Here is a 22,591-nt window from a genome sequence, read left to right as displayed (position 1 = left end):
CAGGTAAATTCCAGGAGGAAAGCGTGAATATCATCGCCATCATGGGCCCCCATGGCGTCTATCACAAAGACGAACCGATCAAAGAACTGGAAGCCGCCCTCCAACGGCAAGGCTTCCAGACCATCTGGCCGCAAAACAGCGCCGACCTGTTGCAGTTTATCGAACATAATCCGCGGATCTGTGGGGTTATCTTTGACTGGGATGAGTACAACGTTGATTTGTGCAGCGAGATTAACCAGCTGAATGAATACCTGCCGCTATACGCCTTTATCAACGCGCATTCGACGATGGATGTCAGCGGTCAGGATTTGCGTATGACGTTGTGGTTTTTCGAATATGCGCTTGGGCTGGAGGAAGAGATCGCGACCCGAATTGGCCAGTACACTCGCGAATACCTCGACAACATCACGCCACCGTTTACTAAAGCATTATTCAACTATGTGCAAGAGGGAAAATATACCTTCTGCACCCCTGGGCATATGGGCGGCTCTGCCTATCAAAAAAGCCCGGTAGGTTGCCTGTTTTATGATTTCTTCGGCGGTAATACCTTAAAGGCCGATGTTTCTATTTCGGTGACGGAGTTGGGGTCGCTGCTCGACCATAGCGGCCCACATCTGGAGGCTGAAGAGTATATTGCGCGTGCTTTCGGCGCGGAACAAAGCTATATGGTGACCAACGGGACTTCAACGTCGAACAAAATTGTCGGCATGTATTCTGCTCCGGCGGGAAGTACCCTTCTTATCGATCGCAACTGCCATAAATCGCTGGCGCATTTACTGATGATGAGTGACGTTGTGCCGTTATGGTTAAAACCGACACGCAATGCGCTGGGGATCCTCGGCGGTATTCCGAAGCGCGAGTTTACCCGCGATGTGATACAGCAAAAGGTAAATGCTGCGGGTGGTGCTGGATGGCCTGTACATGCGGTGATCACCAACTCCACCTATGACGGACTGTTGTACAACACCACCTGGATTAAAGAAACCCTCGACGTGCCGTCGATCCATTTTGACTCTGCCTGGGTACCCTACACCCATTTTCACTCGATCTATCAGGGAAAAAGCGGCATGAGCGGCGATCGCATTGCGGGGAAAGTTATCTTTGAAACGCAGTCGACGCATAAAATGCTGGCGGCGCTGTCGCAGGCTTCGCTTATCCATATTAAAGGCAGCTACGACGAAGATACCTTTAATGAAGCTTTTATGATGCATACCTCGACCTCGCCGAGCTACCCGATTGTCGCCTCCATCGAAACGGCTGCGGCGATGCTTCGTGGTAATTCCGGCAAGCGCCTTATTCAGCGTTCAATTGAACGGGCGCTTGATTTTCGCAAAGAGGTGCAGCGGCTACGTGAAGAGTCTGACGGTTGGTTCTTTGATATCTGGCAGCCGGAAGAGGTGGGTGAGGCACAGTGCTGGCCAGTCGCACCGGGTGAACAGTGGCACGGCTTTCATGATGCCGATGATGACCATATGTTCCTCGACCCGGTGAAAGTGACCATTCTGACACCCGGAATGGATGAGCAAGGTAACATGGATAATGAGGGTATCCCAGCCTCGCTGGTGGCGAAGTTCCTTGATGAACGCGGTGTGGTGGTTGAAAAAACTGGACCGTATAACCTGTTGTTTCTTTTCAGTATCGGCATTGATAAAACCCGCGCAATGGGGCTGCTGCGTGGGCTGACGGAATTTAAGCGCTCTTACGATCTGAATCTGCGAGTGAAAAATATGTTGCCGGATCTCTATGCGGAAGATCCGGATTTTTATCGCAACATGCGCATTCAGGAACTAGCTCAGGGCATTCATCGCTTGATTCGCCAGCATCAGCTTTCTCAACTGATGCTGCGTGCCTTTGATGTTCTGCCCGAGATGAAAATGACACCTTACCGAGCCTGGCAGCGGCAAATCAAAGGTGAAGTGGAGACCATTGAGCTGGAGAATCTGATCGGGCGCATTTCAGCCACTATGATCCTGCCGTATCCACCGGGGGTACCGCTGCTGATGCCTGGGGAAATGATTACCGAAGAGAGCCGGGCGGTACTCGATTTCCTGTTAATGCTGTGTTCGATTGGGCGCCATTACCCGGGTTTTGAAACCGATATCCACGGGGCGAAACGTGATGAAGACGGTGTGTATTGGGTTCGAGTCTTAAAAAATGACTAAGTGCTTGCGCGATAACGGGTGGCGCGAGTAACTTTGCTGGCTTCAACAGGAGGAGTTTTACGATGCTGGGTTTAAAACGGGTTCACCATATCGCCATCATTGCGACGGATTATGCGAAGAGTAAAGCTTTCTACTGCGACATTTTGGGATTTACTCTCCAGGGGGAGTTTTATCGTGAAGAGCGCGATTCGTGGAAGGGTGATCTGGCGTTAAATGGCGAATATGTCATTGAACTGTTTTCTTTCCCGTTTCCTCCTTCGCGCCCAAGCCGTCCTGAAGCCTGCGGATTACGTCATCTGGCGTTTAGCGTTGATGATATTGATGCCGCCGTTGCCCATCTTGAGGCGCACGGTGTTGCTTGTGAAGGCGTACGTATCGATCCGTTCACCGATAAGCGCTTCACCTTTTTCAATGATCCCGATGGCTTGCCGCTGGAAATCTATCAACAGTAATTCTTGTCAGAAAGTGTCCTGCCGGGTAACGTGCCGGACACGCTTTCCTCAGTCAGTACTCATATGATGATGATCTCAGATCTTGCGCAAACGCTCCAACCGCACCGCCAGTTTTTGCTGGCCTTCAGCGGCGGGCTGGATTCGACCGTTCTTTTACACCGCCTGGTCCGTTGGCGTGAACAGGATCCAACCATTCAACTGCGGGCGATTCATATTCACCACGGGCTAAGCGCCAATGCCGATGGCTGGGTGGCACACTGCCAGCAAGTTTGTCAGCAGTGGCAGGTGCCGCTTTTGGTCGAACGAGTGGTGCTCGGCGATGAGGGGCTGGGGATTGAGGCCCACGCGCGACAAGCTCGTTATCAGGCATTCCGTATGGCGCTTTTGCCTGGAGAAGCACTCGTCACCGCACAACATCTTGATGATCAGTGTGAAACCTTCCTGCTGGCGCTTAAGCGGGGGAGTGGACCGACCGGATTATCGGCGATGTCGGGTGAATCTAACTTTGCCGGAACGAAACTGTTGCGCCCGCTGCTCAATGAACGTCGCGAGTCGCTATATCAGTGGGCAATGACTCATCAGCTCACCTGGATTGAAGATGAAAGTAACCAGGATGATGCTTACGACCGTAATTTTCTCCGCCTACGTATCGTTCCGTTACTCAGCGCACGCTGGCCGCACTTTGCTGAGGCCGTAGCCCGCAGTGCGAGCCTTTGCGGCGAGCAGGAACAACTGCTTGATGAAATGCTGGCAGCGGAGCTTGTCACGCTGATGGCGGAGGACGGTTCACTGGCTGTCGAGCCGTTAACTACGCTGAGCGCGCCACGTCGGGCTGCGCTACTGCGGCGTTGGCTCGGTGCGCACAATGCGCTGATGCCTTCTCGCGATGTACCGGAGCGCATCTGGCGTGAAGTCGCACAGGCGCGAGAAGATGCATTTCCTTGCCTACGTCTTGGCGATTTTACCGTTCGTCGTTATCAGCAGCGGCTGCATTGGGTTAAGTATATTCCGGGTCAGACAGAAGCCGTGCTGAGCTGGCCCGATATTTCAGAACCGCTGTTGTTACCCGCTGATCTTGGTGAGCTGGCGTTACAACCTGGTGGGGCGTTACGTGAGCCGAATCAGGAAGATACGGTGACAATACGCTTTCGCGCCAGCGGTAATTTACATATCGTGGGCCGCCACGGTGGCCGCAAGCTGAAGAAGATCTGGCAGGAGCTGGGCGTAGCCCCCTGGCGTCGTGATACTACGCCGTTACTGTTTTATGGCGAAACGCTGATTGCTGCCGCCGATGGCCTGTTTGTCACGCAAGAAGGGCGAGTAGAGGAAGGTAAAGGCGTACAGATGGTGTGGAGGAAAACGGGTGACCAGGGCCACCCGTTTTGATTCAGGACTCACTGACCACGACGGTACCGATTTCCGGGTGGCTGAAACTGGCGATTTTATCCAGGCGTAGCTCGCGGACGTCGCCGGCGAGTTCCACTACCAGATACTCGATGTTTTTGCGCGAGATCAGATCGTTGGCCTTCCCTTGCAGCTGTTCGCCATCTTTGAGCGCCAGCGCCAGAACTAAATGGTGCTGACAGGCAAGTTCGAGGTTGTCATAATCATCGCAATTGATGGGTTGATAAGTATCATTCATTGACATAATCGCTCACCAGTAAGTTTGCTGCCGCATAAGCGGCCTTTTCCCTGACTGACTCAGAAAGGGCCTGATCCGCCGCAATCTCATTCAATGTTTTCAACACGCAACCGAGCGCGTCCGAAATATACCCCAGATCCCCGCTGGCTATTTCCGCATACCGCTTGCGTATTAACTCACAATATTTGTCCACATGCCCTCCTGTCAGCATCCTGACTCAACCGTGGGATGTAAGTTTAAGCCTACGAAGATAAACTCTGTTTAGCAAGGTGACTATACCATAGTCATTTAAGCAATATCAGCAGGATGAAACGGGATCCTTTGATTGCTGACAGCCTTTTGTCGTGAGTTTAGCTACAATGTACGCCATTTTTATCAGGAGTTTATTCATGGCGCTGAAAGCGACGATTTATAAAGCGACGGTGAACGTGGCTGACCTGGACCGTAACCAGTTTCTGGATGCCAGTCTGACGTTAGCTCAGCATCCGTCTGAAACCCAGGAGCGCATGATGCTGCGACTGTTGGCGTGGATCAAATATGCCAACGAGCGTTTGCAGTTTACCCGCGGTTTGTCTTCCGATGATGAAGCGGAGCTCTGGCTGCTTAACGATCATCTGGGCGTTGATTTATGGATTGAACTGGGGCTGCCTGACGATCGGCGGATTAAAAAAGCCTGCTCACGAGCACAAGAGGTTGCGCTGTTTGCCTATAATAGTCGGGCGGCTGAAATTTGGTGGCAGCAGAATAAGAGTAAACTGGCACAGTTTTCGAAGCTGACGGTGTGGTATTTGGATGATACTCAGCTGGCGCAGCTCAGTGCATTTGCCGATCGCACGATGATACTGCAGGCGACCATCCAGGATGGCAGTATCTGGTTATCCGACGCTAAGAATAATCTGGAAATTAACTTAACGGCCTGGCAAACACCCGCATGATTACCATTAGCCGCAGCGTGGCGATTGCGGATGAAGAGATCTCTCTTTCCGGTATACGTGCGCAGGGCGCGGGCGGTCAGCACGTGAATAAGGCATCAACGGCTATTCATTTGCGCTTTGATATTAAGGCATCAAGCCTGCCTGAGTATTATAAGGAACGTCTGCTTGCTGCCAGCCACCACTTAATTTCTGCTGACGGTGTGGTTATCATTAAGGCTCAGGAATATCGCAGCCAGGAAATGAATCGCGAAGCGGCGATTGCTCGCCTTGTTGCCCTAATACAAGAATTAACCGCAGTGCAAAAAAGTCGCCGGGAGACGCGACCGACTCGGGCATCCAAAGAGCGTCGACTTGCCTCTAAGGCGCAAAAATCCTCAGTCAAAGCGCTGCGTGGGAAAGTTCGTCCTTAAGGCGTGACGAACGGGTGGAATGGATTATAAGGAATTTACAGTGAAGAAAATCGTATTTTCAGTCGTGGCGGCCTGTTCGCTTTTTGCGCTGTTTGGCTGTAATCATCGTTCAGAAGTTGAAACGTTACAACCTACACCGATGGAAGAGCTCAAACCGATGCAGCAGAGCTGGCGTGGCGTATTGCCTTGTGCCGATTGTGAAGGTATCGAAACCACGCTCTTTCTGGAGAAAGATGGTACCTGGGTCATGAATGAGCGCTATCAGGGGGTTAGCCGCGAGCCTTCCTCTTTTGCTTCCTACGGTATCTGGGCGCGCACTGCCGATAAACTGGTGCTGACTGATAGTAAGGGCGAGAAGTCTTATTATCGTGCAAAAGGCGACAAGCTAGAAATGCTCGATCGTGACGGTAATCCCATTGAGTCGACGCTGAATTATACGCTTGAGTCGGTCAAAGCCAGCCTGCCGATAACGCCGATGGCGATGCGTGGAATGTACTTCTATATGGCGGATGCGGCGACCTTTACTGATTGTGCGACTGGTAAGCGAGTGGCTGTGGCCAACAACGCTCAGCTCGAGCGTGGCTATGCTGCTGCGCGTGGTACAGATACACGTCCAGTACTGCTGGTGGTAGAAGGGCATTTTACCCTCGAAGCTAACCCTGATACGGGAGAGCCGGTTAAAGTTCTGGCGACGGATTCCGCAGGGTCGTTTTATCAAAACAAAGATTGCAATACTCGTTGATTAATTCAGCCCTACGAGGCGGCTTGTTTTAATATAGACCCCCAGCTTTAGATGCCCGGCGTACAGCAATTGTGTTTCGGGCTTAAAGGTGGAAACGTCGCCTTCGCGCATATGCAGCAGGTCTGAGGGGCTAATCCAGCCCGGCTGCGCCATTGTCAGCGGATGCCCGGCTTTAGCGAAGGCATCGCTGACAAACTCAGAACAAAACCAGGTTTTCTTATCTTCGGGAGCAATGTCGCTTAGCTGAGCTTTGGCCAGACCGTTAACGCACTGCTGGCGAAAATCTCTGGAGAAAGGATTCAAAGAACACATCTGCTTTGTCATCATAAAAGGGATGAATTCAATAATGCCGCGATAGTTATAGCCGCTGTCTTTATTTTTATAAGCGAAGTTTTTAATTTCTGCGGCCTGCTGAGGTGTGAGGTCTGGCGCCCTTAGGGCAAATAGTTTATCGCTGTGCTGCATTGCTTGCTTAAGGGATACAATCTGTACTCCAGCGCCTGTGGCTTCTGCAACCTGGCTATCCCCGAGGTAGATGGCGACGTGGCTAACAGAAGATGTGCTGAAAGCGCGGATCCCCAGCGATGTGACGCCAATACTGGAAGAGAAAAGCAAGTCCCCGGGACGCAGGTCTTTTTCGCTAATCTCAAGCAGTGCTTTATCTGTAATTGAGCCCTGACGTTGAAGTTTGATTGCCCATTGTTTTGATTGCTTGTTAATAGTCGATTCTGAAGGAGCAGACTGGCTGAGGTCCATCGTACAGGCGCAAAGCAATACAGGTATGAGAAAAAGTAAGCCGTAACTTGCAGCTCGGTTAGCCATGATTACAATCCTTGTAAAAAAGGGGCGCTGAAAAAATCAGCGCCCCTTTTTGGTATTAACCTTTAATTTGTGCGACCAGGTAATCTACGATATCGCCGGTCTTGATCAACTGTTTCTCTCCGTGACGACGGTGTTTATACTCAATATCGTCGTTGTCGAGGTTGCGATCGCCCAGCACAATAGTGTGTGGAATACCAATCAGCTCCATATCGGCAAACATCACGCCCGGACGCTCTTTGCGGTCGTCCATCAGTACTTCGATACCTTGAGCTGTCAGCTCAGCGTACAGCTTCTCGGCCAGCTCCTGCACACGATAGGATTTGTGCATATTCATCGGCAGAATCGCAACCTGGAACGGTGCGATAGCTTCCGGCCACAAAATCCCGCGATCGTCAAAGTTCTGCTCAATGGCAGCAGCCACCACACGAGTCACCCCGATACCGTAGCAACCCATGGTCAGAATCTGGTTGCGACCATCTTCACCCTGTACGGAGGCTTTCATCGCTTCTGAGTACTTGGTGCCTAACTGGAAGATATGACCCACTTCGATACCGCGTTTAATCAACAGTGTCCCCTGACCGTCTGGGCTAGGGTCACCGGCAACGACGTTACGAATGTCAGCTACTTCTGGAGTCGCTACGTCGCGATCCCAGTTAATACCGAAGTAGTGCTTACCATCCACGTTCGCGCCAGCGGCAAAATCGCTCATTGCCGCAACGGTGCGGTCAATAACCACGGGAATCGGCATGTTGACTGGCCCAAGAGAACCCGGACCTGCTTTCACAACGGCGCGGATTTCTTCTTCGGTGGCGAAGGTTAACGGGCTGGCAACCTGCGGCAGCTTCTCGGCTTTGACTTCGTTCAGCTCGTGGTCGCCGCGAACCAGCAGGGCAACCAGAGGATATGCGCTGTCTTCTACTGCTTTCACCAGCAGGGTTTTCACGGTTTTCTCGATTGGCAGATTAAACTGCTCAACCAGTTCGGCGATGGTTTTCGCATTCGGCGTATCGACCAGCGTCATTTCTTGGGTTGCATCAGCGCGTGGTTCTTTCGGCGCAACAGCTTCGGCGAACTCAATGTTGGCCGCGTAATCGGAAGAATCAGAGAAGATAACATCATCTTCGCCGCTCAGCGCCAGTACCTGGAATTCATGGGAAGCGCTGCCGCCGATAGAGCCTGTATCAGCCTGCACCGCACGGAAATCCAGATCCATACGGGTGAAGATTTTGCTGTAGGCCTCGTACATCTTGTCATAGGTCTCTTGCAGAGATTCCTGAGAAGTATGGAAAGAGTAGGCATCTTTCATCAGGAATTCGCGTGAGCGCATGACGCCAAAGCGAGGACGGACTTCATCACGGAACTTTGTTTGAATCTGGAAGAAATTCAGCGGCAACTGCTTATAGGAGTTCAGCTCGTTGCGAATCAGATCGGTGATGACTTCTTCATGAGTCGGACCGAGTACGAAAGGACGATCGCCTCGGTCAGCAATGCGCAGTAGTTCCGGACCGTACTGCTCCCAACGTCCGCTCTCTTGCCACAGTTCAGATGGCTGAACGACTGGCATTAACACCTCGATCGCACCGGCGTTGTTCATCTCTTCACGCACGATGTTTTCGACTTTTTTCAGGACGCGCACGCCGGTCGGTAACCAGGTATACAACCCGGAGGCCAGCTTGCGGATCATCCCGGCGCGCAGCATCAACTGATGGCTGATGACTTCGGCGTCGGCAGGTGTCTCCTTCAGAGTGGAGAGCAGATATTGGCTAGTACGCATGTTGTTACGGTTCCATTTGGGCGATCGGTACAGGCCGAAAGCCAGCCTGACACAAAAAAAGTGGTTTAGTTTACCAGTGTGGCAAAGATGCCAAAAGAGAGGAAAATAAAATTAGCGTGGTTCGAGAGAAAAGACTTCAAAACCGGACGAAATCACCCGCCAGCGCACGTTAAAATCAAGCAGCCAGACGGCATATGTTTTTCCTGCTTCTTCTTCCTTGCGATAAGCCGGTCGCGGATCTTGCGCCAGGACTTCGGTGATAAACATCTTCAGCCGTGGGTAGCGTTTTTCCAGCGTCAAAAGCTGAGCTTCTGTTTCTGGCGTGAAGCAGACCGCCATTTCCGCCAGCGGAGCCTGTTGAGCATAGCTGGCGCTGGCGTCTGGCAATGCCTCTGCAAACGGCAGGTAAGGTTTGATGTCGACCACTGGGGTTCCATCTACCAGATCCAGGCTCCCTAGCTCAAGAATAACCTGCTCTTTCTGACAGCGAATACCTTTTAGCTCAACCAACGACATGCCTATTGGGTTAGGGCGAAAGGTTGAACGGGTGGCGAATACGCCCATCCGCGCATTTCCTCCGAGGCGAGGCGGACGGACGGTTGGGCGCCAACCGCCTTCCATCGTCTGATGAAAAACAAACAGCACCCAGAGATGACTGAAATCCTCCAGGCCGCGTACGGCATCGGCCTGGTTGTAAGGAGGCAAGAGGTGTAATTCGCCGCCACCATTTTTGACCAACCCAGGCTGGCGGGGGACGGCAAACTTTTCTTTATATGGCGAGCGAATCACGCCTATCTGTGCAAACTGAAAGGCACTCATTGCGCCGAAACGTTAAGAGCCGAGCCAAAGCAAACAGCCTGACGGTAGCAGCCTGGTGTACCGCTGGTGACTTCACAACGATGCAGCAAAACGGCATTCGCTTGCATTTTTGCTGCGTTAACCTGCATACGTTTACGGGCTGTCGGGATATTTGGCGGAGAGTCTTGATTCGATGCCTGACATGATTCACCGGTAACTTCGTCCAGTTCGCGGAAAGGTTTACCCACCAATTCTGCGGCATCAGTATAGATTCTTACCGGAGCCGGACGCGTCGCTTTCGGCTTTGTCGGTTCTGATTTGGCTGGCGGACTTACCATACTTTGCGCAGGGCCAACAGGAGATCTGCTTAACATCGAACAGCCGCTTAACATGAGTGCTAACAAACAGACCGGTAAAGCACGCATAGTATTTCCTCAGTAAATAATAAAACAGGGCGCTATTGAATCAGGTGCTTGCATAAATGACAAGGCGGGCATAAAGCCCGCCCTGCATGATATTACGCTGAAAAAAGATTACCAGCCTTTCACTGCGCCGCCGTTAAAGATTTTGTTAGCCGCTTCGTAAACTTCGTCACTTTGGTAGGCTTGAACAAATTTCTTAACATTTTCCGCATCTTTGTTGTCTTCACGAGCAACAATCAGATTCACGTATGGAGAATCTTTACCTTCCACGAAAATACCGTCTTTCGCTGGCGTCAGGCCAATCTGGCTGGCGTAGGTGGTGTTGATAACCGCCAGAGCAATTTGTGCATCATCCAGAGAGCGCGGCAGCTGCGGTGCTTCCAGCTCAACTATTTTCAGGTTTTTCGGGTTTTCAATAATATCCAGAGAGGTTGGCAGCAGACCAACGCCTTCTTTCAGTTTGATCAGACCAACTTGCTGCAGCAGCAGCAGGGAACGACCCAGGTTGGTTGGGTCGTTAGGAATAGCGACCTGAGAACCCGGCTGCAGTTCGTCCAGCGATTTGATTTTTTTCGAATAACCAGCAATCGGATAAACGAAAGAGTTACCCACGGAAACCAGTTTGTATCCGCGGTCTTTAATCTGCTGGTCAAGATACGGTTTATGCTGGAAGGCGTTAACATCGATATCGCCTTTGCTCAGCGCTTCGTTCGGCAGAACGTAGTCGTTGAAGGTCACCAGCTCAACATCAAGGCCGTATTTTTCTTTTGCCACTTTCTGCGCGACTTCAGCAACCTGCTGTTCCGCACCGACGATAACGCCGACTTTAATATGATTTGGATCTTTTTCATCCTGACCGCAACCCACCAGAGCCAGAGAACCGATTAACGCACCGACAGCCGCAAAGGTTTTGAAATTAAAGGCCATGTTATTTCCTTCCTGTAAGATTCTGTATTGTGTGTAATGTTATTTGTGAGTCACAGCCCGGACGATACGATCGCCAGAGAATTGAATTAAATAAACCAGAATAACCAGTAATACCAGTACGGTATTCATCACCGTTGCATTGTAGCCGATATAGCCATACTGGTAGCCAATCTGCCCCAGACCACCGGCACCCACAGCACCGCCCATCGCGGAATAGCCGACCAGGGTAATTAGCGTGATAGTTGCCGCATTCACCAGACCCGGCAGCGCTTCCGGTAGCAGAACCTTACGCACGATCTGCATCGGCGTTGCACCCATCGCGCGGGAGGCTTCAATAAGACCCGTTGGGATCTCCAGTAGGGCGTTTTCCACCATACGGGCGATAAAGGGGGCGGCACCGACTGTCAACGGGACGATTGCTGCCTGCAGACCTATCGACGTTCCTACAATCACTCGGGTGAAGGGAATCATCCAGACCAGCAGGATGATAAACGGAATCGAACGGAAAATGTTTACCACCGCTGACAGCGTGCGGTACAGCTTCGCGTTAGCAACAATTTGCCCTGGGCGCGTAACGTACAGCAGTACGCCAACCGGCAGGCCAAGAACAAAACCGAAGAAGCCGGAGACAAACGTCATGGCCAGCGTTTCCCATACGCCGCGAACCAGCAGCCAGATCATTGGTTCAGACATATCCCAGTACCTCTACTTTTACATGATGTTCCTGCAGCCAGGCGATTGCGGCCTGGGTATCTTCCTGCGTACCGTGCATTTCGGTCAGCATAATGCCGAACTTCACACCGCCGGCGTAATCCATCTGCGCGCTAATAATGTTGTTGTTCACATTAAAGCGACGAGCGGTTTCAGAGAGAAGCGGGGCATCAACGGAATGACCAGTGAACTCCATGCGCAGCATCGGTACGCTATCAGGAAGAGCCTCAGGTTTGAGGCGAGCCTGATAATCATCCGGGATATCCAGATGCAGCGTTGACTGAATAAACTGCTGTGCCAGCGGAGTTTTGGGATGAGAGAAGACTTCGCTCACCGTATCCTGTTCAATCAGCTGACCGTTGCTGATAACAGCAACGCAGTCACAGATGCGTTTGACAACATCCATCTCGTGAGTGATCAGCAGAATCGTCAGGCCCAGGCGACGATTGATATCTTTCAGCAACTCCAGAATCGAACGAGTGGTCGCTGGATCCAGGGCGCTGGTGGCTTCATCGCAGAGCAGAACCTTCGGGTTGCTGGCCAACGCGCGCGCAATGGCGACGCGCTGCTTTTGTCCACCTGAGAGGTTCGCCGGGTAGCTGTCATGCTTATCCGCGAGTCCAACAAGGTCTAACAACTCAGTCACTCGACGTTTAATTTCCGCCTGCGGCGTGTTATCCAGTTCTAAAGGAAGAGACACATTACCGAATACGGTACGGGAGGCGAGCAGATTAAAGTGCTGGAAGATCATGCCGATCTGGCGACGAGCGCGGGTCAGCTCTTTCTCTGAGAGCGCCGTCAGCTCCTGGCCGCCAACCTGCACGCTGCCCTGAGTTGGACGTTCGAGCAGGTTCACGCAGCGGATTAATGTACTTTTACCTGCGCCAGAAGCACCGATAACGCCATAAATTTGTCCGGCAGGGACATGCAGACTGACATCATTCAGCGCCTGTATGCTGCGGTTCCCTTGTTGGAACACTTTGGTGATATTCGAAAGTTTAATCATCAGTTATTTATTATCGTTTAGCCGTTTGCCGTGGCATTTTCTTCTGCCGTGTCCAGGCGATGCCTGTCAATGAAATGGATGTTAAGGCATCCAGACGTCTAAATCAATCTGACTCTGTATAACTGAGCACTTTCTTGCGTCTGGAAACATGCGATACTACGCATACTAGCCTTTATCAGGAGCAAACCGGTGGCAAAGTCAGTACCTGCAATTTTTCTTGACCGTGATGGCACGATTAATGTCGATCACGGATACGTGCACGAAATTGACAACTTTGAATTTATCGATGGCGTCATTGACGCAATGCGTCAATTAAAGGAGATGGGTTATGCGCTGGTGGTGGTGACCAATCAGTCCGGCATTGCCCGCGGTAAATTTACTGAAGATCAGTTTGAAACGCTGACTGAGTGGATGGACTGGTCGTTGGCTGACCGTGGCGTTGATCTGGATGGTATCTATTATTGTCCGCATCACCCGCAGGGTACGGTAGAAGAATTTCGTCAGACCTGTGACTGCCGCAAGCCGCATCCTGGAATGCTTATCTCGGCGCGCGACTATCTGCATATAGATATGGCTGCTTCATATATGGTAGGCGATAAAGTAGAAGATATGCAGGCGGCTTTGGCTGCAGATATTGGGACAAAAGTATTAGTTCGTACCGGCAAGCCAGTCACTCCGGAAGCGGAAAATGCTGCGGATTGGGTGCTTAATAGCCTGGCGGACCTGCCTGATGCCATCAAAAAGCAGCAAAAATAAACGTTACGTATAAAAGATGAGCGGTTGAAATGAAATTGTATTTTTCCGCTTGTCACCGCCGAAGAACTCCCTATAATGCGCTCCCACTGACACGGCAGATGTGAATCACTTCACACAAACAGCCGGGTCGGTTGAAGAGAAAAACCTGAAAATAAGGTTGACTCTGAAAGAGGAAAGCGTAATATACGCCACCTCGCAACGGTGAGCGAAAGCCGCGTTGCACTGCTCTTTAACAATTTATCAGACAATCTGTGTGGGCACTCAAAGTGACATGGATTCTTAATGTCTCCGGACAATAAATGAATACCAAGTCTCTGAGTGAACATACGTAATTCATTACGAAGTTTAATTCACGAGCATCAAACTTAAATTGAAGAGTTTGATCATGGCTCAGATTGAACGCTGGCGGCAGGCCTAACACATGCAAGTCGAACGGTAGCACAGAGAGCTTGCTCTCGGGTGACGAGTGGCGGACGGGTGAGTAATGTCTGGGAAACTGCCTGATGGAGGGGGATAACTACTGGAAACGGTAGCTAATACCGCATAACGTCGCAAGACCAAAGTGGGGGACCTTCGGGCCTCATGCCATCAGATGTGCCCAGATGGGATTAGCTTGTTGGTGAGGTAACGGCTCACCAAGGCGACGATCCCTAGCTGGTCTGAGAGGATGACCAGCCACACTGGAACTGAGACACGGTCCAGACTCCTACGGGAGGCAGCAGTGGGGAATATTGCACAATGGGCGCAAGCCTGATGCAGCCATGCCGCGTGTATGAAGAAGGCCTTCGGGTTGTAAAGTACTTTCAGCGAGGAGGAAGGGGGAATGGTTAATAACCATTTTCATTGACGTTACTCGCAGAAGAAGCACCGGCTAACTCCGTGCCAGCAGCCGCGGTAATACGGAGGGTGCAAGCGTTAATCGGAATTACTGGGCGTAAAGCGCACGCAGGCGGTCTGTCAAGTCGGATGTGAAATCCCCGGGCTCAACCTGGGAACTGCATTCGAAACTGGCAGGCTAGAGTCTTGTAGAGGGGGGTAGAATTCCAGGTGTAGCGGTGAAATGCGTAGAGATCTGGAGGAATACCGGTGGCGAAGGCGGCCCCCTGGACAAAGACTGACGCTCAGGTGCGAAAGCGTGGGGAGCAAACAGGATTAGATACCCTGGTAGTCCACGCTGTAAACGATGTCGACTTGGAGGTTGTTCCCTTGAGGAGTGGCTTCCGGAGCTAACGCGTTAAGTCGACCGCCTGGGGAGTACGGCCGCAAGGTTAAAACTCAAATGAATTGACGGGGGCCCGCACAAGCGGTGGAGCATGTGGTTTAATTCGATGCAACGCGAAGAACCTTACCTACTCTTGACATCCAGAGAACTTTCCAGAGATGGATTGGTGCCTTCGGGAACTCTGAGACAGGTGCTGCATGGCTGTCGTCAGCTCGTGTTGTGAAATGTTGGGTTAAGTCCCGCAACGAGCGCAACCCTTATCCTTTGTTGCCAGCGATTCGGTCGGGAACTCAAAGGAGACTGCCAGTGATAAACTGGAGGAAGGTGGGGATGACGTCAAGTCATCATGGCCCTTACGAGTAGGGCTACACACGTGCTACAATGGCATATACAAAGAGAAGCGACCTCGCGAGAGCAAGCGGACCTCATAAAGTATGTCGTAGTCCGGATCGGAGTCTGCAACTCGACTCCGTGAAGTCGGAATCGCTAGTAATCGTGGATCAGAATGCCACGGTGAATACGTTCCCGGGCCTTGTACACACCGCCCGTCACACCATGGGAGTGGGTTGCAAAAGAAGTAGGTAGCTTAACCTTCGGGAGGGCGCTTACCACTTTGTGATTCATGACTGGGGTGAAGTCGTAACAAGGTAACCGTAGGGGAACCTGCGGTTGGATCACCTCCTTACCTTAAAGAACCTGCCTTTGTAGTGCTCACACAGATTGTCTGATGAAAAATTAGCAGTAAAAAATCTCTGCAGGCTTGTAGCTCAGGTGGTTAGAGCGCACCCCTGATAAGGGTGAGGTCGGTGGTTCAAGTCCACTCAGGCCTACCAAATTTGCCCTGATACTGTGTTGTGAAACGACTCGCATACGCCAGTATGCTTCGTCATTCCACGCCTTGTCTCAGGACAAATTATCGGTACAGAGATAAGTCTTTACGATGGGGTTATAGCTCAGCTGGGAGAGCGCCTGCCTTGCACGCAGGAGGTCTGCGGTTCGATCCCGCATAGCTCCACCATCCTTTTACTGCAAAAAACAAGAAAACTTCAGAGTGTACCTGAAAAGGTGCACTGCGAAGTTTTGCTCTTTAAAAATCTGGATCAAGCTGAAAATTGAAACGACACGCCGTGTCTGTTCTCCGTAATAAGAACAGAATGACGGTGTGTTCGAGTCTCTCAAATTTTCGCAATCATGAAGTGAAACATCTTCGGGTTGTGAGGTTAAGCGACTAAGCGTACACGGTGGATGCCCTGGCAGTCAGAGGCGATGAAGGACGTGCTAATCTGCGATAAGCGTCGGTAAGGTGATATGAACCGTTATAACCGACGATTTCCGAATGGGGAAACCCAGTGCAATTCGTTGCACTATCGTTAAGTGAATACATAGCTTAACGAAGCGAACCGGGGGAACTGAAACATCTAAGTACCCCGAGGAAAAGAAATCAACCGAGATTCCCCCAGTAGCGGCGAGCGAACGGGGAGGAGCCCAGAGTCTGAATCAGTTTGTGTGTTAGTGGAAGCGTCTGGAAAGTCGCAGGGTACAGGGTGATACTCCCGTACACAAAAACACACAGGCTGTGAACTCGAAGAGTAGGGCGGGACACGTGGTATCCTGTCTGAATATGGGGGGACCATCCTCCAAGGCTAAATACTCCTGACTGACCGATAGTGAACCAGTACCGTGAGGGAAAGGCGAAAAGAACCCCGGCGAGGGGAGTGAAACAGAACCTGAAACCGTGTACGTACAAGCAGTAGGAGCCCACTTGTTGGGTGACTGCGTACCTTTTGTATAATGGGTCAGCGACTTATATTCTGTAGCAAGGTTAACCGAATAGGGGAGCCGCAGGGAAACCGAGTCTTAACTGGGCGTTAAGTTGCAGGGTATAGACCCGAAACCCGGTGATCTAGCCATGGGCAGGTTGAAGGTTGGGTAACACTAACTGGAGGACCGAACCGACTAATGTTGAAAAATTAGCGGATGACTTGTGGCTGGGGGTGAAAGGCCAATCAAACCGGGAGATAGCTGGTTCTCCCCGAAAGCTATTTAGGTAGCGCCTCGTGAATTCATCTTCGGGGGTAGAGCACTGTTTCGGCTAGGGGGTCATCCCGACTTACCAACCCGATGCAAACTACGAATACCGAAGAATGTTATCACGGGAGACACACGGCGGGTGCTAACGTCCGTCGTGAAGAGGGAAACAACCCAGACCGCCAGCTAAGGTCCCAAAGTCATGGTTAAGTGGGAAACGATGTGGGAAGGCACAGACAGCCAGGATGTTGGCTTAGAAGCAGCCATCATTTAAAGAAAGCGTAATAGCTCACTGGTCGAGTCGGCCTGCGCGGAAGATGTAACGGGGCTAAACCATGCACCGAAGCTGCGGCAGCGACACTATGTGTTGTTGGGTAGGGGAGCGTTCTGTAAGCCGTTGAAGGTGGCCTGTGAGGGTTGCTGGAGGTATCAGAAGTGCGAATGCTGACATAAGTAACGATAAAGCGGGTGAAAAGCCCGCTCGCCGGAAGACCAAGGGTTCCTGTCCAACGTTAATCGGGGCAGGGTGAGTCGACCCCTAAGGCGAGGCCGAAAGGCGTAGTCGATGGGAAACAGGTTAATATTCCTGTACTCGGTGTTACTGCGAAGGGGGGACGGAGAAGGCTATGTTAGCCGGGCGACGGTTGTCCCGGTTTAAGCATGTAGGCGGGCGTTTTAGGTAAATCCGGAACGTCATTTAACGCTGAGGTGTGATGACGAGGCACTACGGTGCTGAAGTAACAAATGCCCTGCTTCCAGGAAAAGCCTCTAAGCATCAGGTAACATCAAATCGTACCCCAAACCGACACAGGTGGTCAGGTAGAGAATACCAAGGCGCTTGAGAGAACTCGGGTGAAGGAACTAGGCAAAATGGTGCCGTAACTTCGGGAGAAGGCACGCTGATGGTAAGTGAAGTGACTTGCTCATGGAGCTGAAATCAGTCGAAGATACCAGCTGGCTGCAACTGTTTATTAAAAACACAGCACTGTGCAAACACGAAAGTGGACGTATACGGTGTGACGCCTGCCCGGTGCCGGAAGGTTAATTGATGGGGTTATCCTCGCGGAGAAGCTCTTGATCGAAGCCCCGGTAAACGGCGGCCGTAACTATAACGGTCCTAAGGTAGCGAAATTCCTTGTCGGGTAAGTTCCGACCTGCACGAATGGCGTAATGATGGCCAGGCTGTCTCCACCCGAGACTCAGTGAAATTGAACTCGCTGTGAAGATGCAGTGTACCCGCGGCAAGACGGAAAGACCCCGTGAACCTTTACTATAGCTTGACACTGAACACTGGTCCTTGATGTGTAGGATAGGTGGGAGGCTTTGAAGTGTGGACGCCAGTCTGCATGGAGCCATCCTTGAAATACCACCCTTTAATGGCTGGTGTTCTAACGTGGACCCGTGATCCGGGTTGCGGACAGTGTCTGGTGGGTAGTTTGACTGGGGCGGTCTCCTCCTAAAGAGTAACGGAGGAGCACGAAGGTTAGCTAATCCTGGTCGGACATCAGGAGGTTAGTGCAATGGCATAAGCTAGCTTGACTGCGAGCGTGACGGCGCGAGCAGGTGCGAAAGCAGGTCATAGTGATCCGGTGGTTCTGAATGGAAGGGCCATCGCTCAACGGATAAAAGGTACTCCGGGGATAACAGGCTGATACCGCCCAAGAGTTCATATCGACGGCGGTGTTTGGCACCTCGATGTCGGCTCATCACATCCTGGGGCTGAAGTAGGTCCCAAGGGTATGGCTGTTCGCCATTTAAAGTGGTACGCGAGCTGGGTTTAGAACGTCGTGAGACAGTTCGGTCCCTATCTGCCGTGGGCGCTGGAGAATTGAGGGGGGCTGCTCCTAGTACGAGAGGACCGGAGTGGACGCATCACTGGTGTTCGGGTTGTCATGCCAATGGCATTGCCCGGTAGCTAAATGCGGAAGAGATAAGTGCTGAAAGCATCTAAGCACGAAACTTGCCCCGAGATGAGTTCTCCCTGACCCTTTAAGGGTCCTGAAGGAACGTTAAAGACGATGACGTTGATAGGCCGGGTGTGTAAGCGCAGCGATGCGTTGAGCTAACCGGTACTAATGAACCGTGAGGCTTAACCTTACAACGCCGAAGATGTTTTGGCGTGAGAGATGATTTTCAGCTTAGATTACAGATTTTCGGGAACGAAAGATTTTACGCAGAGGCAAGGCGGCAAATGAAGGAAAGGAAGGAGCATACTGGAGTATGTGACTGACTTTACGAATGCAGCCAACACAGCATCGGTGTAAAAGATTCGTTTCTGACAACAGAATTTGCCTGGCGGCGACAGCGCGGTGGTCCCACCTGACCCCATGCCGAACTCAGAAGTGAAACGCCGTAGCGCCGATGGTAGTGTGGGGTCTCCCCATGTGAGAGTAGGGAACTGCCAGGCATCAAATTAGCAAGTGAAACCGGGGCATAAAACCGGTGGTTGTAAAGAAATTCGGTGGAGCGGTAGTTCAGTCGGTTAGAATACCTGCCTGTCACGCAGGGGGTCGCGGGTTCGAGTCCCGTCCGTTCCGCCACTTATTAAAAGCCCTGAGCGTTTGCTCAGGGCTTTTTCTTTTCTTGTCGTTTAATTATTGCTGATTTAGCAAAAATCCTCTGCATATAGCGATCTTTTTCTCGCTCCTTTCATTCGCCATAATTGTCCTCGTTAACCGATATTGATAAATAAAGAGGAAAATCATGACAATCCCTGCATTTGGTCTTGGCACCTTCCGCCTGAAAGATGATGTGGTAATCGCTTCTGTAAAAACGGCGCTGGAGCTGGGCTATCGCGCCATTGATACCGCACAAATCTATGATAACGAAGCGGCTGTAGGTCAGGCCATTGCTGAAAGTGGCATCGCGCGTGATGAGCTGCTCATCACCACCAAGATCTGGATTGAAAACCTGGGCAAAGACAAGCTGATCGCCAGCCTGAAAGAGAGTTTGCAGAAGCTTCGTACCGACTATGTCGACCTGACGCTGATCCATTGGCCGTCACCGAATGATGCTGTTGCAGTCGAAGAGTTTATGGCCGCCCTACTGGAAGCGAAGAAAGAGGGGCTGACCCGTCAGATTGGTATCTCTAACTTCACTATCCCGCTGATGGAGCGTGCAATTGCTACTGTCGGTGCGGAGAATATCGCGACCAACCAGGTCGAACTGTCTCCGTACTTGCAGAACCGTAAAGTGGTCGATTGGGCGCGTGAGCACGGTATCCATATCACTTCTTATATGACGCTGGCCTACGGTAAAGCTCTGAAAGATGAAGTGATTGCCCGTATCGCCGCTAAACATAATGCGACCCCGGCTCAGGTCATCCTGGCATGGGCGATGGGCGAAGGTTATGCGGTTATCCCATCTTCCACCAAGCGTGAAAACCTGGCGGGCAACCTGAAAGCGCTGGATCTGAAGCTGGATGATGAAGATAGTCAAGCGATCGCTGCGCTGGATTGCAACGACCGCCTGGTAAGCCCGGAAGGCCTGGCGCCGAAGTGGGATTAACCCACGGCCTCCGGCACGGCGGTTTACGCCGCTGCCGGAAGACAGTCTCTTACAGCTCCTTCGGGAGCTGTTTGACGTGCTCACTAAGAAAATCAATAAATGCCCTGATGCGCGTGCTTACGGCCCTGTCGCTGTAGTACACCGCGCTGAATGGCATCTCGACCGGCAGGCGTTTGTCGGCAAGCAATTCAACAAACTCCCCGCTGGCAATCTCTTTATCCACCATATAATCCGACAGGCAAGCGATGCCATTACCTGCTAGGCAAAGTTGTTTGAGTGTTTCTCCACTGTTAGACGATATTTCACATTCAACCTCCAACAGTTGGCCATCACAGCAGGAAACGGGCCATGTATTCAATGACAAGGGTTCGCTAAAACCCAGGCACTGGTGATTTTTTAAATCGGCTACGTTGTGCGGTGTACCGAAACAAGCAAGATACTCCGGTGAGGCGATAATTTTGCGGTAGCTATTAAACAACGGTCTGGCGCGCAAACTGGAATCAGTCAGGGTACCCGCGCGGATGGCAACATCAACTTTACGCTCAATCAGATTTATAAACGTTTCTGAGGAGACCAAAGCAAGACTCATCTCCGGATAGCGTTTGCGAAAAGGTTTTATCAAGGGCATCAGAAAATGCAGCATCACTGGTGTTGCGGCATCAACACGTAATAATCCTCTTGGCGTCGTCCGACTTTCCAGAAGCTCATTCTCAGCCGCTGCCATTTCCTGAAGCACCACCTGTACACGGCGAAAATAACGCTCCCCCTCTTCGGTCAAACTTAGCTGACGAGTGGTGCGGTTAAGCAGGCTAACACCGAGTTTTGACTCCAGTTTTTTCACTGCCCGACTTACGGCAGAGTTGGCTTGCCCTAACTGTTCAGCAGCGCGACTGAAGCTGCCACTCTCTACTACGGCGACAAAGATGGCGATTTCTTCTGAGGTAGCTCTCATTATTGCACCTGTGGCAAAATTCTATTGATATTTTGACTATTTTTGTTATTAAAACATCCCTTCATACTACGTGTCATCTTAATCCTGATGATACGGAGTAAATTATGCCACTGGCGCTACTTGCCTTGACGATCGGTGCCTTTGCTATCGGCACGACTGAATTTGTAATTGTAGGTCTGGTACCTGCAATTGCTGAACAGCTGTCTATCTCATTGCCCTCTGCGGGTTTGTTGGTTTCTATCTACGCGTTAGGCGTAGCAATTGGGGCCCCGGTACTCACCGCATTGACCGGTCGTATGCCGCGTAAGCAGCTACTATTGGCATTGATGGTACTGTTCACCGCTGGTAATCTTTTGGCCTGGCAGGCGCCTGGCTATGAAACTCTCGTTCTGGCCCGCCTTTTGACAGGCCTGGCACACGGCGTATTCTTCTCGATAGGTTCGACAATTGCTACCAGCCTGGTGCCAAAAGAGAAAGCTGCTTCGGCGATTGCAATTATGTTTGGTGGTCTGACAGTTGCGTTGGTGACCGGTGTTCCGCTAGGCACTTTTATTGGCCAACATTTTGGCTGGCGTGAGACATTCCTGGCGGTATCGATCCTTGGAGCGATCGCGTTAATTAGCAGCCTGATTCTGGTACCGAATAATATCCCTGGCCGCGTCAGCGCTAGCCTGCGTAATCAACTTAAGGTCCTGACTCATCCACGTTTACTAATTATTTATGCTATTACTGCACTTGGTTATGGTGGCGTTTTTACCGCTTTTACCTTCCTGGCACCGATGATGCAAGATCTGGCCGGTTTTAGCCCATCAGCAGTGAGTTGGATTTTATTGGGGTATGGTGTTTCGGTCGCAATTGGTAACGTGTGGGGCGGTAAACTGGCAGATAAACATGGCGCCGTTGTAGCACTGAAGTTTATCTTTGCTGCACTGGTTGTTCTGCTGTTGGTATTTCAGTTCACGGCAAGTATTCACTATGCCGCGTTAGCGACGATACTGGTGATGGGTATTTTTGCTTTCGGTAATGTCCCTGGCCTACAGGTGTACGTAGTCCAAAAAGCGGAGCAATATACTCCCGATGCGGTCGATGTCGCCTCCGGCTTGAACATTGCAGCGTTTAATATTGGTATTGCGTTAGGTTCCGTGATTGGTGGACAGACGGTGGAACATTATGGTTTGGCTCAGACGCCATGGATTGGCGCGCTGATTGTGCTGGTTGCGTTGTTATTGGTGGTTATTAGCGGTCGGCTCGATAAGCCTCAGCGCTGTGCTACGGGCCTTTCCGTAGAAGGATAACGGTTTCTGGCAAATTGCATTGAAAGTG

The 22,591-nt window shown here is 51.4% G+C and carries 19 protein-coding genes, 3 tRNA genes and 3 rRNA genes; 15 read left to right on the top strand and 10 right to left on the bottom strand.

Annotated features, from left to right (window positions below):
- Window positions 1-23: 23 nt before the first annotated feature.
- The 3 genes from DA718_RS23200 to tilS all read left to right on the top strand — a co-directional run bounded on the left by DA718_RS23200 (window position 24) and on the right by tilS (window position 4,000).
- The gene (locus DA718_RS23200; protein ID WP_112215839.1) at window positions 24-2,162 is read left to right on the top strand and encodes a lysine decarboxylase LdcC; all 2,139 of its coding nucleotides are present in this window, start codon (window positions 24-26) and stop codon (window positions 2,160-2,162) included.
- A gap of 62 nt (window positions 2,163-2,224) precedes the next feature.
- Window positions 2,225-2,614, top strand: a complete 390-nt coding sequence (locus DA718_RS23195; RefSeq protein ID WP_112215840.1) for a VOC family protein — start codon at window positions 2,225-2,227, stop codon at window positions 2,612-2,614.
- A 69-nt stretch (window positions 2,615-2,683) separates the two neighbouring features.
- Complete coding sequence (gene tilS, locus DA718_RS23190) at window positions 2,684-4,000, top strand: tRNA lysidine(34) synthetase TilS (protein WP_112215850.1); 1,317 nt, start codon at window positions 2,684-2,686, stop codon at window positions 3,998-4,000.
- Window position 4,001: 1 nt separating this feature from the next.
- Here the strand turns inward: tilS and rof are convergent, their stop codons facing one another.
- Window positions 4,002-4,262: a Rho-binding antiterminator gene (rof, locus tag DA718_RS23185; protein WP_110272453.1), complete on the bottom strand. Its 261-nt coding sequence runs from the start codon at window positions 4,260-4,262 to the stop codon at window positions 4,002-4,004.
- On the bottom strand, window positions 4,249-4,449 hold the full coding sequence (locus DA718_RS23180) for a YaeP family protein (protein WP_110272452.1): 201 nt from the start codon (window positions 4,447-4,449) through the stop codon (window positions 4,249-4,251). The genes rof and DA718_RS23180 overlap by 14 nt, the downstream gene beginning before the upstream one ends.
- Before the next feature lie 196 nt (window positions 4,450-4,645).
- On the opposite strand from DA718_RS23180, the gene DA718_RS23175 reads away from it, so the two are divergent.
- Genes DA718_RS23175 through nlpE form a run of 3 tightly spaced genes read left to right on the top strand, consistent with a single transcriptional unit; the run spans window position 4,646 to window position 6,343 of the window.
- Window positions 4,646-5,191, top strand: coding sequence for a YaeQ family protein (locus tag DA718_RS23175; protein WP_112215841.1), 546 nt, complete (start codon window positions 4,646-4,648; stop codon window positions 5,189-5,191).
- Window positions 5,188-5,601: an alternative ribosome rescue aminoacyl-tRNA hydrolase ArfB gene (arfB, locus tag DA718_RS23170; RefSeq protein ID WP_110272450.1), complete on the top strand. Its 414-nt coding sequence runs from the start codon at window positions 5,188-5,190 to the stop codon at window positions 5,599-5,601. The genes DA718_RS23175 and arfB overlap by 4 nt, the downstream gene beginning before the upstream one ends.
- A gap of 40 nt (window positions 5,602-5,641) precedes the next feature.
- Window positions 5,642-6,343 carry an envelope stress response activation lipoprotein NlpE gene (nlpE, locus tag DA718_RS23165; protein ID WP_110272449.1) on the top strand — a complete coding sequence of 234 codons (702 nt, stop codon included), beginning with the start codon at window positions 5,642-5,644 and terminating at the stop codon, window positions 6,341-6,343.
- Here nlpE and DA718_RS23160 read toward each other — a convergent pair whose 3' ends face one another.
- From DA718_RS23160 to metN, 7 genes are all read right to left on the bottom strand, one after another.
- A complete protein-coding gene (locus tag DA718_RS23160; protein ID WP_112215842.1) occupies window positions 6,344-7,165 on the bottom strand; it encodes a YaeF family permuted papain-like enzyme in 822 nt (273 codons plus the stop codon).
- Between the two features lie 55 nt (window positions 7,166-7,220).
- Complete coding sequence (gene proS / locus DA718_RS23155) at window positions 7,221-8,939, bottom strand: proline--tRNA ligase (protein WP_112215843.1); 1,719 nt, start codon at window positions 8,937-8,939, stop codon at window positions 7,221-7,223.
- Window positions 8,940-9,050: 111 nt separating this feature from the next.
- Entirely contained in the window at window positions 9,051-9,758 is a 708-nt protein-coding gene (gene tsaA, locus DA718_RS23150; protein WP_112215844.1) for a tRNA (N6-threonylcarbamoyladenosine(37)-N6)-methyltransferase TrmO, read from the bottom strand.
- Window positions 9,755-10,162 (bottom strand): Rcs stress response system protein RcsF, encoded by a 408-nt coding sequence (gene rcsF, locus DA718_RS23145; RefSeq protein ID WP_110272445.1) that lies wholly within the window; start codon window positions 10,160-10,162, stop codon window positions 9,755-9,757. The genes tsaA and rcsF overlap by 4 nt, the downstream gene beginning before the upstream one ends.
- 108 nt (window positions 10,163-10,270) lie before the next feature.
- Window positions 10,271-11,086, bottom strand: coding sequence for a MetQ/NlpA family lipoprotein (locus tag DA718_RS23140; RefSeq protein WP_112215845.1), 816 nt, complete (start codon window positions 11,084-11,086; stop codon window positions 10,271-10,273).
- A 39-nt stretch (window positions 11,087-11,125) separates the two neighbouring features.
- Window positions 11,126-11,779 (bottom strand): methionine ABC transporter permease MetI, encoded by a 654-nt coding sequence (locus DA718_RS23135; protein WP_004098792.1) that lies wholly within the window; start codon window positions 11,777-11,779, stop codon window positions 11,126-11,128.
- A complete protein-coding gene (gene metN / locus DA718_RS23130; protein ID WP_112215846.1) occupies window positions 11,772-12,803 on the bottom strand; it encodes a methionine ABC transporter ATP-binding protein MetN in 1,032 nt (343 codons plus the stop codon). The genes DA718_RS23135 and metN overlap by 8 nt, the downstream gene beginning before the upstream one ends.
- A gap of 189 nt (window positions 12,804-12,992) precedes the next feature.
- On the opposite strand from metN, the gene gmhB reads away from it, so the two are divergent.
- The 8 genes from gmhB (at window position 12,993) to dkgB (ending at window position 20,316) form a co-directional block, all read left to right on the top strand.
- A complete protein-coding gene (gene gmhB / locus DA718_RS23125) occupies window positions 12,993-13,559 on the top strand; it encodes a D-glycero-beta-D-manno-heptose 1,7-bisphosphate 7-phosphatase (protein ID WP_110272441.1) in 567 nt (188 codons plus the stop codon).
- Window positions 13,560-13,926: 367 nt separating this feature from the next.
- A 16S ribosomal RNA gene (locus tag DA718_RS23120) occupies window positions 13,927-15,466 on the top strand.
- A gap of 71 nt (window positions 15,467-15,537) precedes the next feature.
- Window positions 15,538-15,614: transfer RNA gene (locus tag DA718_RS23115), tRNA-Ile, on the top strand.
- A gap of 109 nt (window positions 15,615-15,723) precedes the next feature.
- Window positions 15,724-15,799 (top strand) — tRNA-Ala (locus DA718_RS23110).
- 200 nt (window positions 15,800-15,999) lie between these two features.
- Window positions 16,000-18,906, top strand: a 23S ribosomal RNA gene (locus tag DA718_RS23105).
- A 194-nt stretch (window positions 18,907-19,100) separates the two neighbouring features.
- A 5S ribosomal RNA gene (gene rrf / locus DA718_RS23100) occupies window positions 19,101-19,216 on the top strand.
- The 16S, 23S and 5S rRNA genes sit together here with 3 tRNA genes alongside, the layout of an rRNA operon.
- Before the next feature lie 56 nt (window positions 19,217-19,272).
- Window positions 19,273-19,349: transfer RNA gene (locus DA718_RS23095), tRNA-Asp, on the top strand.
- A 163-nt stretch (window positions 19,350-19,512) separates the two neighbouring features.
- The gene (gene dkgB, locus DA718_RS23090) at window positions 19,513-20,316 is read left to right on the top strand and encodes a 2,5-didehydrogluconate reductase DkgB (RefSeq protein ID WP_112213994.1); all 804 of its coding nucleotides are present in this window, start codon (window positions 19,513-19,515) and stop codon (window positions 20,314-20,316) included.
- 49 nt (window positions 20,317-20,365) lie between these two features.
- On the opposite strand, the gene yafC is transcribed toward dkgB, so the two are convergent.
- Window positions 20,366-21,268, bottom strand: coding sequence for a DNA-binding transcriptional regulator YafC (gene yafC / locus DA718_RS23085; protein WP_112213995.1), 903 nt, complete (start codon window positions 21,266-21,268; stop codon window positions 20,366-20,368).
- A 104-nt stretch (window positions 21,269-21,372) separates the two neighbouring features.
- On the opposite strand from yafC, the gene DA718_RS23080 reads away from it, so the two are divergent.
- Window positions 21,373-22,563, top strand: a complete 1,191-nt coding sequence (locus DA718_RS23080) for an MFS transporter (RefSeq protein WP_112213996.1) — start codon at window positions 21,373-21,375, stop codon at window positions 22,561-22,563.
- Window positions 22,564-22,591: the final 28 nt, after the last annotated feature.

Source organism: Klebsiella huaxiensis (genome assembly GCF_003261575.2).
GTDB classification, from domain to species: Bacteria; Pseudomonadota; Gammaproteobacteria; order Enterobacterales; family Enterobacteriaceae; genus Klebsiella; species Klebsiella huaxiensis.
Note: the sequence above shows the minus strand (reverse complement) of the source record. Positions and strands in the feature narration are given on the sequence as shown.

Coding starts and splice junctions, on each gene's coding strand:
- metN (WP_112215846.1), bottom strand. CDS start 12,803: ATGATTAAACTTTCGAATATCACCAAAGTGTTCCAACAAGGGAACCGC.
- rcsF (WP_110272445.1), bottom strand. CDS start 10,162: ATGCGTGCTTTACCGGTCTGTTTGTTAGCACTCATGTTAAGCGGCTGT.
- DA718_RS23175 (WP_112215841.1), top strand. CDS start 4,646: ATGGCGCTGAAAGCGACGATTTATAAAGCGACGGTGAACGTGGCTGAC.
- arfB (WP_110272450.1), top strand. CDS start 5,188: ATGATTACCATTAGCCGCAGCGTGGCGATTGCGGATGAAGAGATCTCT.
- DA718_RS23140 (WP_112215845.1), bottom strand. CDS start 11,086: ATGGCCTTTAATTTCAAAACCTTTGCGGCTGTCGGTGCGTTAATCGGT.
- dkgB (WP_112213994.1), top strand. CDS start 19,513: ATGACAATCCCTGCATTTGGTCTTGGCACCTTCCGCCTGAAAGATGAT.
- DA718_RS23160 (WP_112215842.1), bottom strand. CDS start 7,165: ATGGCTAACCGAGCTGCAAGTTACGGCTTACTTTTTCTCATACCTGTA.
- tsaA (WP_112215844.1), bottom strand. CDS start 9,758: ATGAGTGCCTTTCAGTTTGCACAGATAGGCGTGATTCGCTCGCCATAT.
- DA718_RS23195 (WP_112215840.1), top strand. CDS start 2,225: ATGCTGGGTTTAAAACGGGTTCACCATATCGCCATCATTGCGACGGAT.
- proS (WP_112215843.1), bottom strand. CDS start 8,939: ATGCGTACTAGCCAATATCTGCTCTCCACTCTGAAGGAGACACCTGCC.
- DA718_RS23080 (WP_112213996.1), top strand. CDS start 21,373: ATGCCACTGGCGCTACTTGCCTTGACGATCGGTGCCTTTGCTATCGGC.
- DA718_RS23135 (WP_004098792.1), bottom strand. CDS start 11,779: ATGTCTGAACCAATGATCTGGCTGCTGGTTCGCGGCGTATGGGAAACG.
- yafC (WP_112213995.1), bottom strand. CDS start 21,268: ATGAGAGCTACCTCAGAAGAAATCGCCATCTTTGTCGCCGTAGTAGAG.
- rof (WP_110272453.1), bottom strand. CDS start 4,262: ATGTCAATGAATGATACTTATCAACCCATCAATTGCGATGATTATGAC.
- tilS (WP_112215850.1), top strand. CDS start 2,684: ATGATCTCAGATCTTGCGCAAACGCTCCAACCGCACCGCCAGTTTTTG.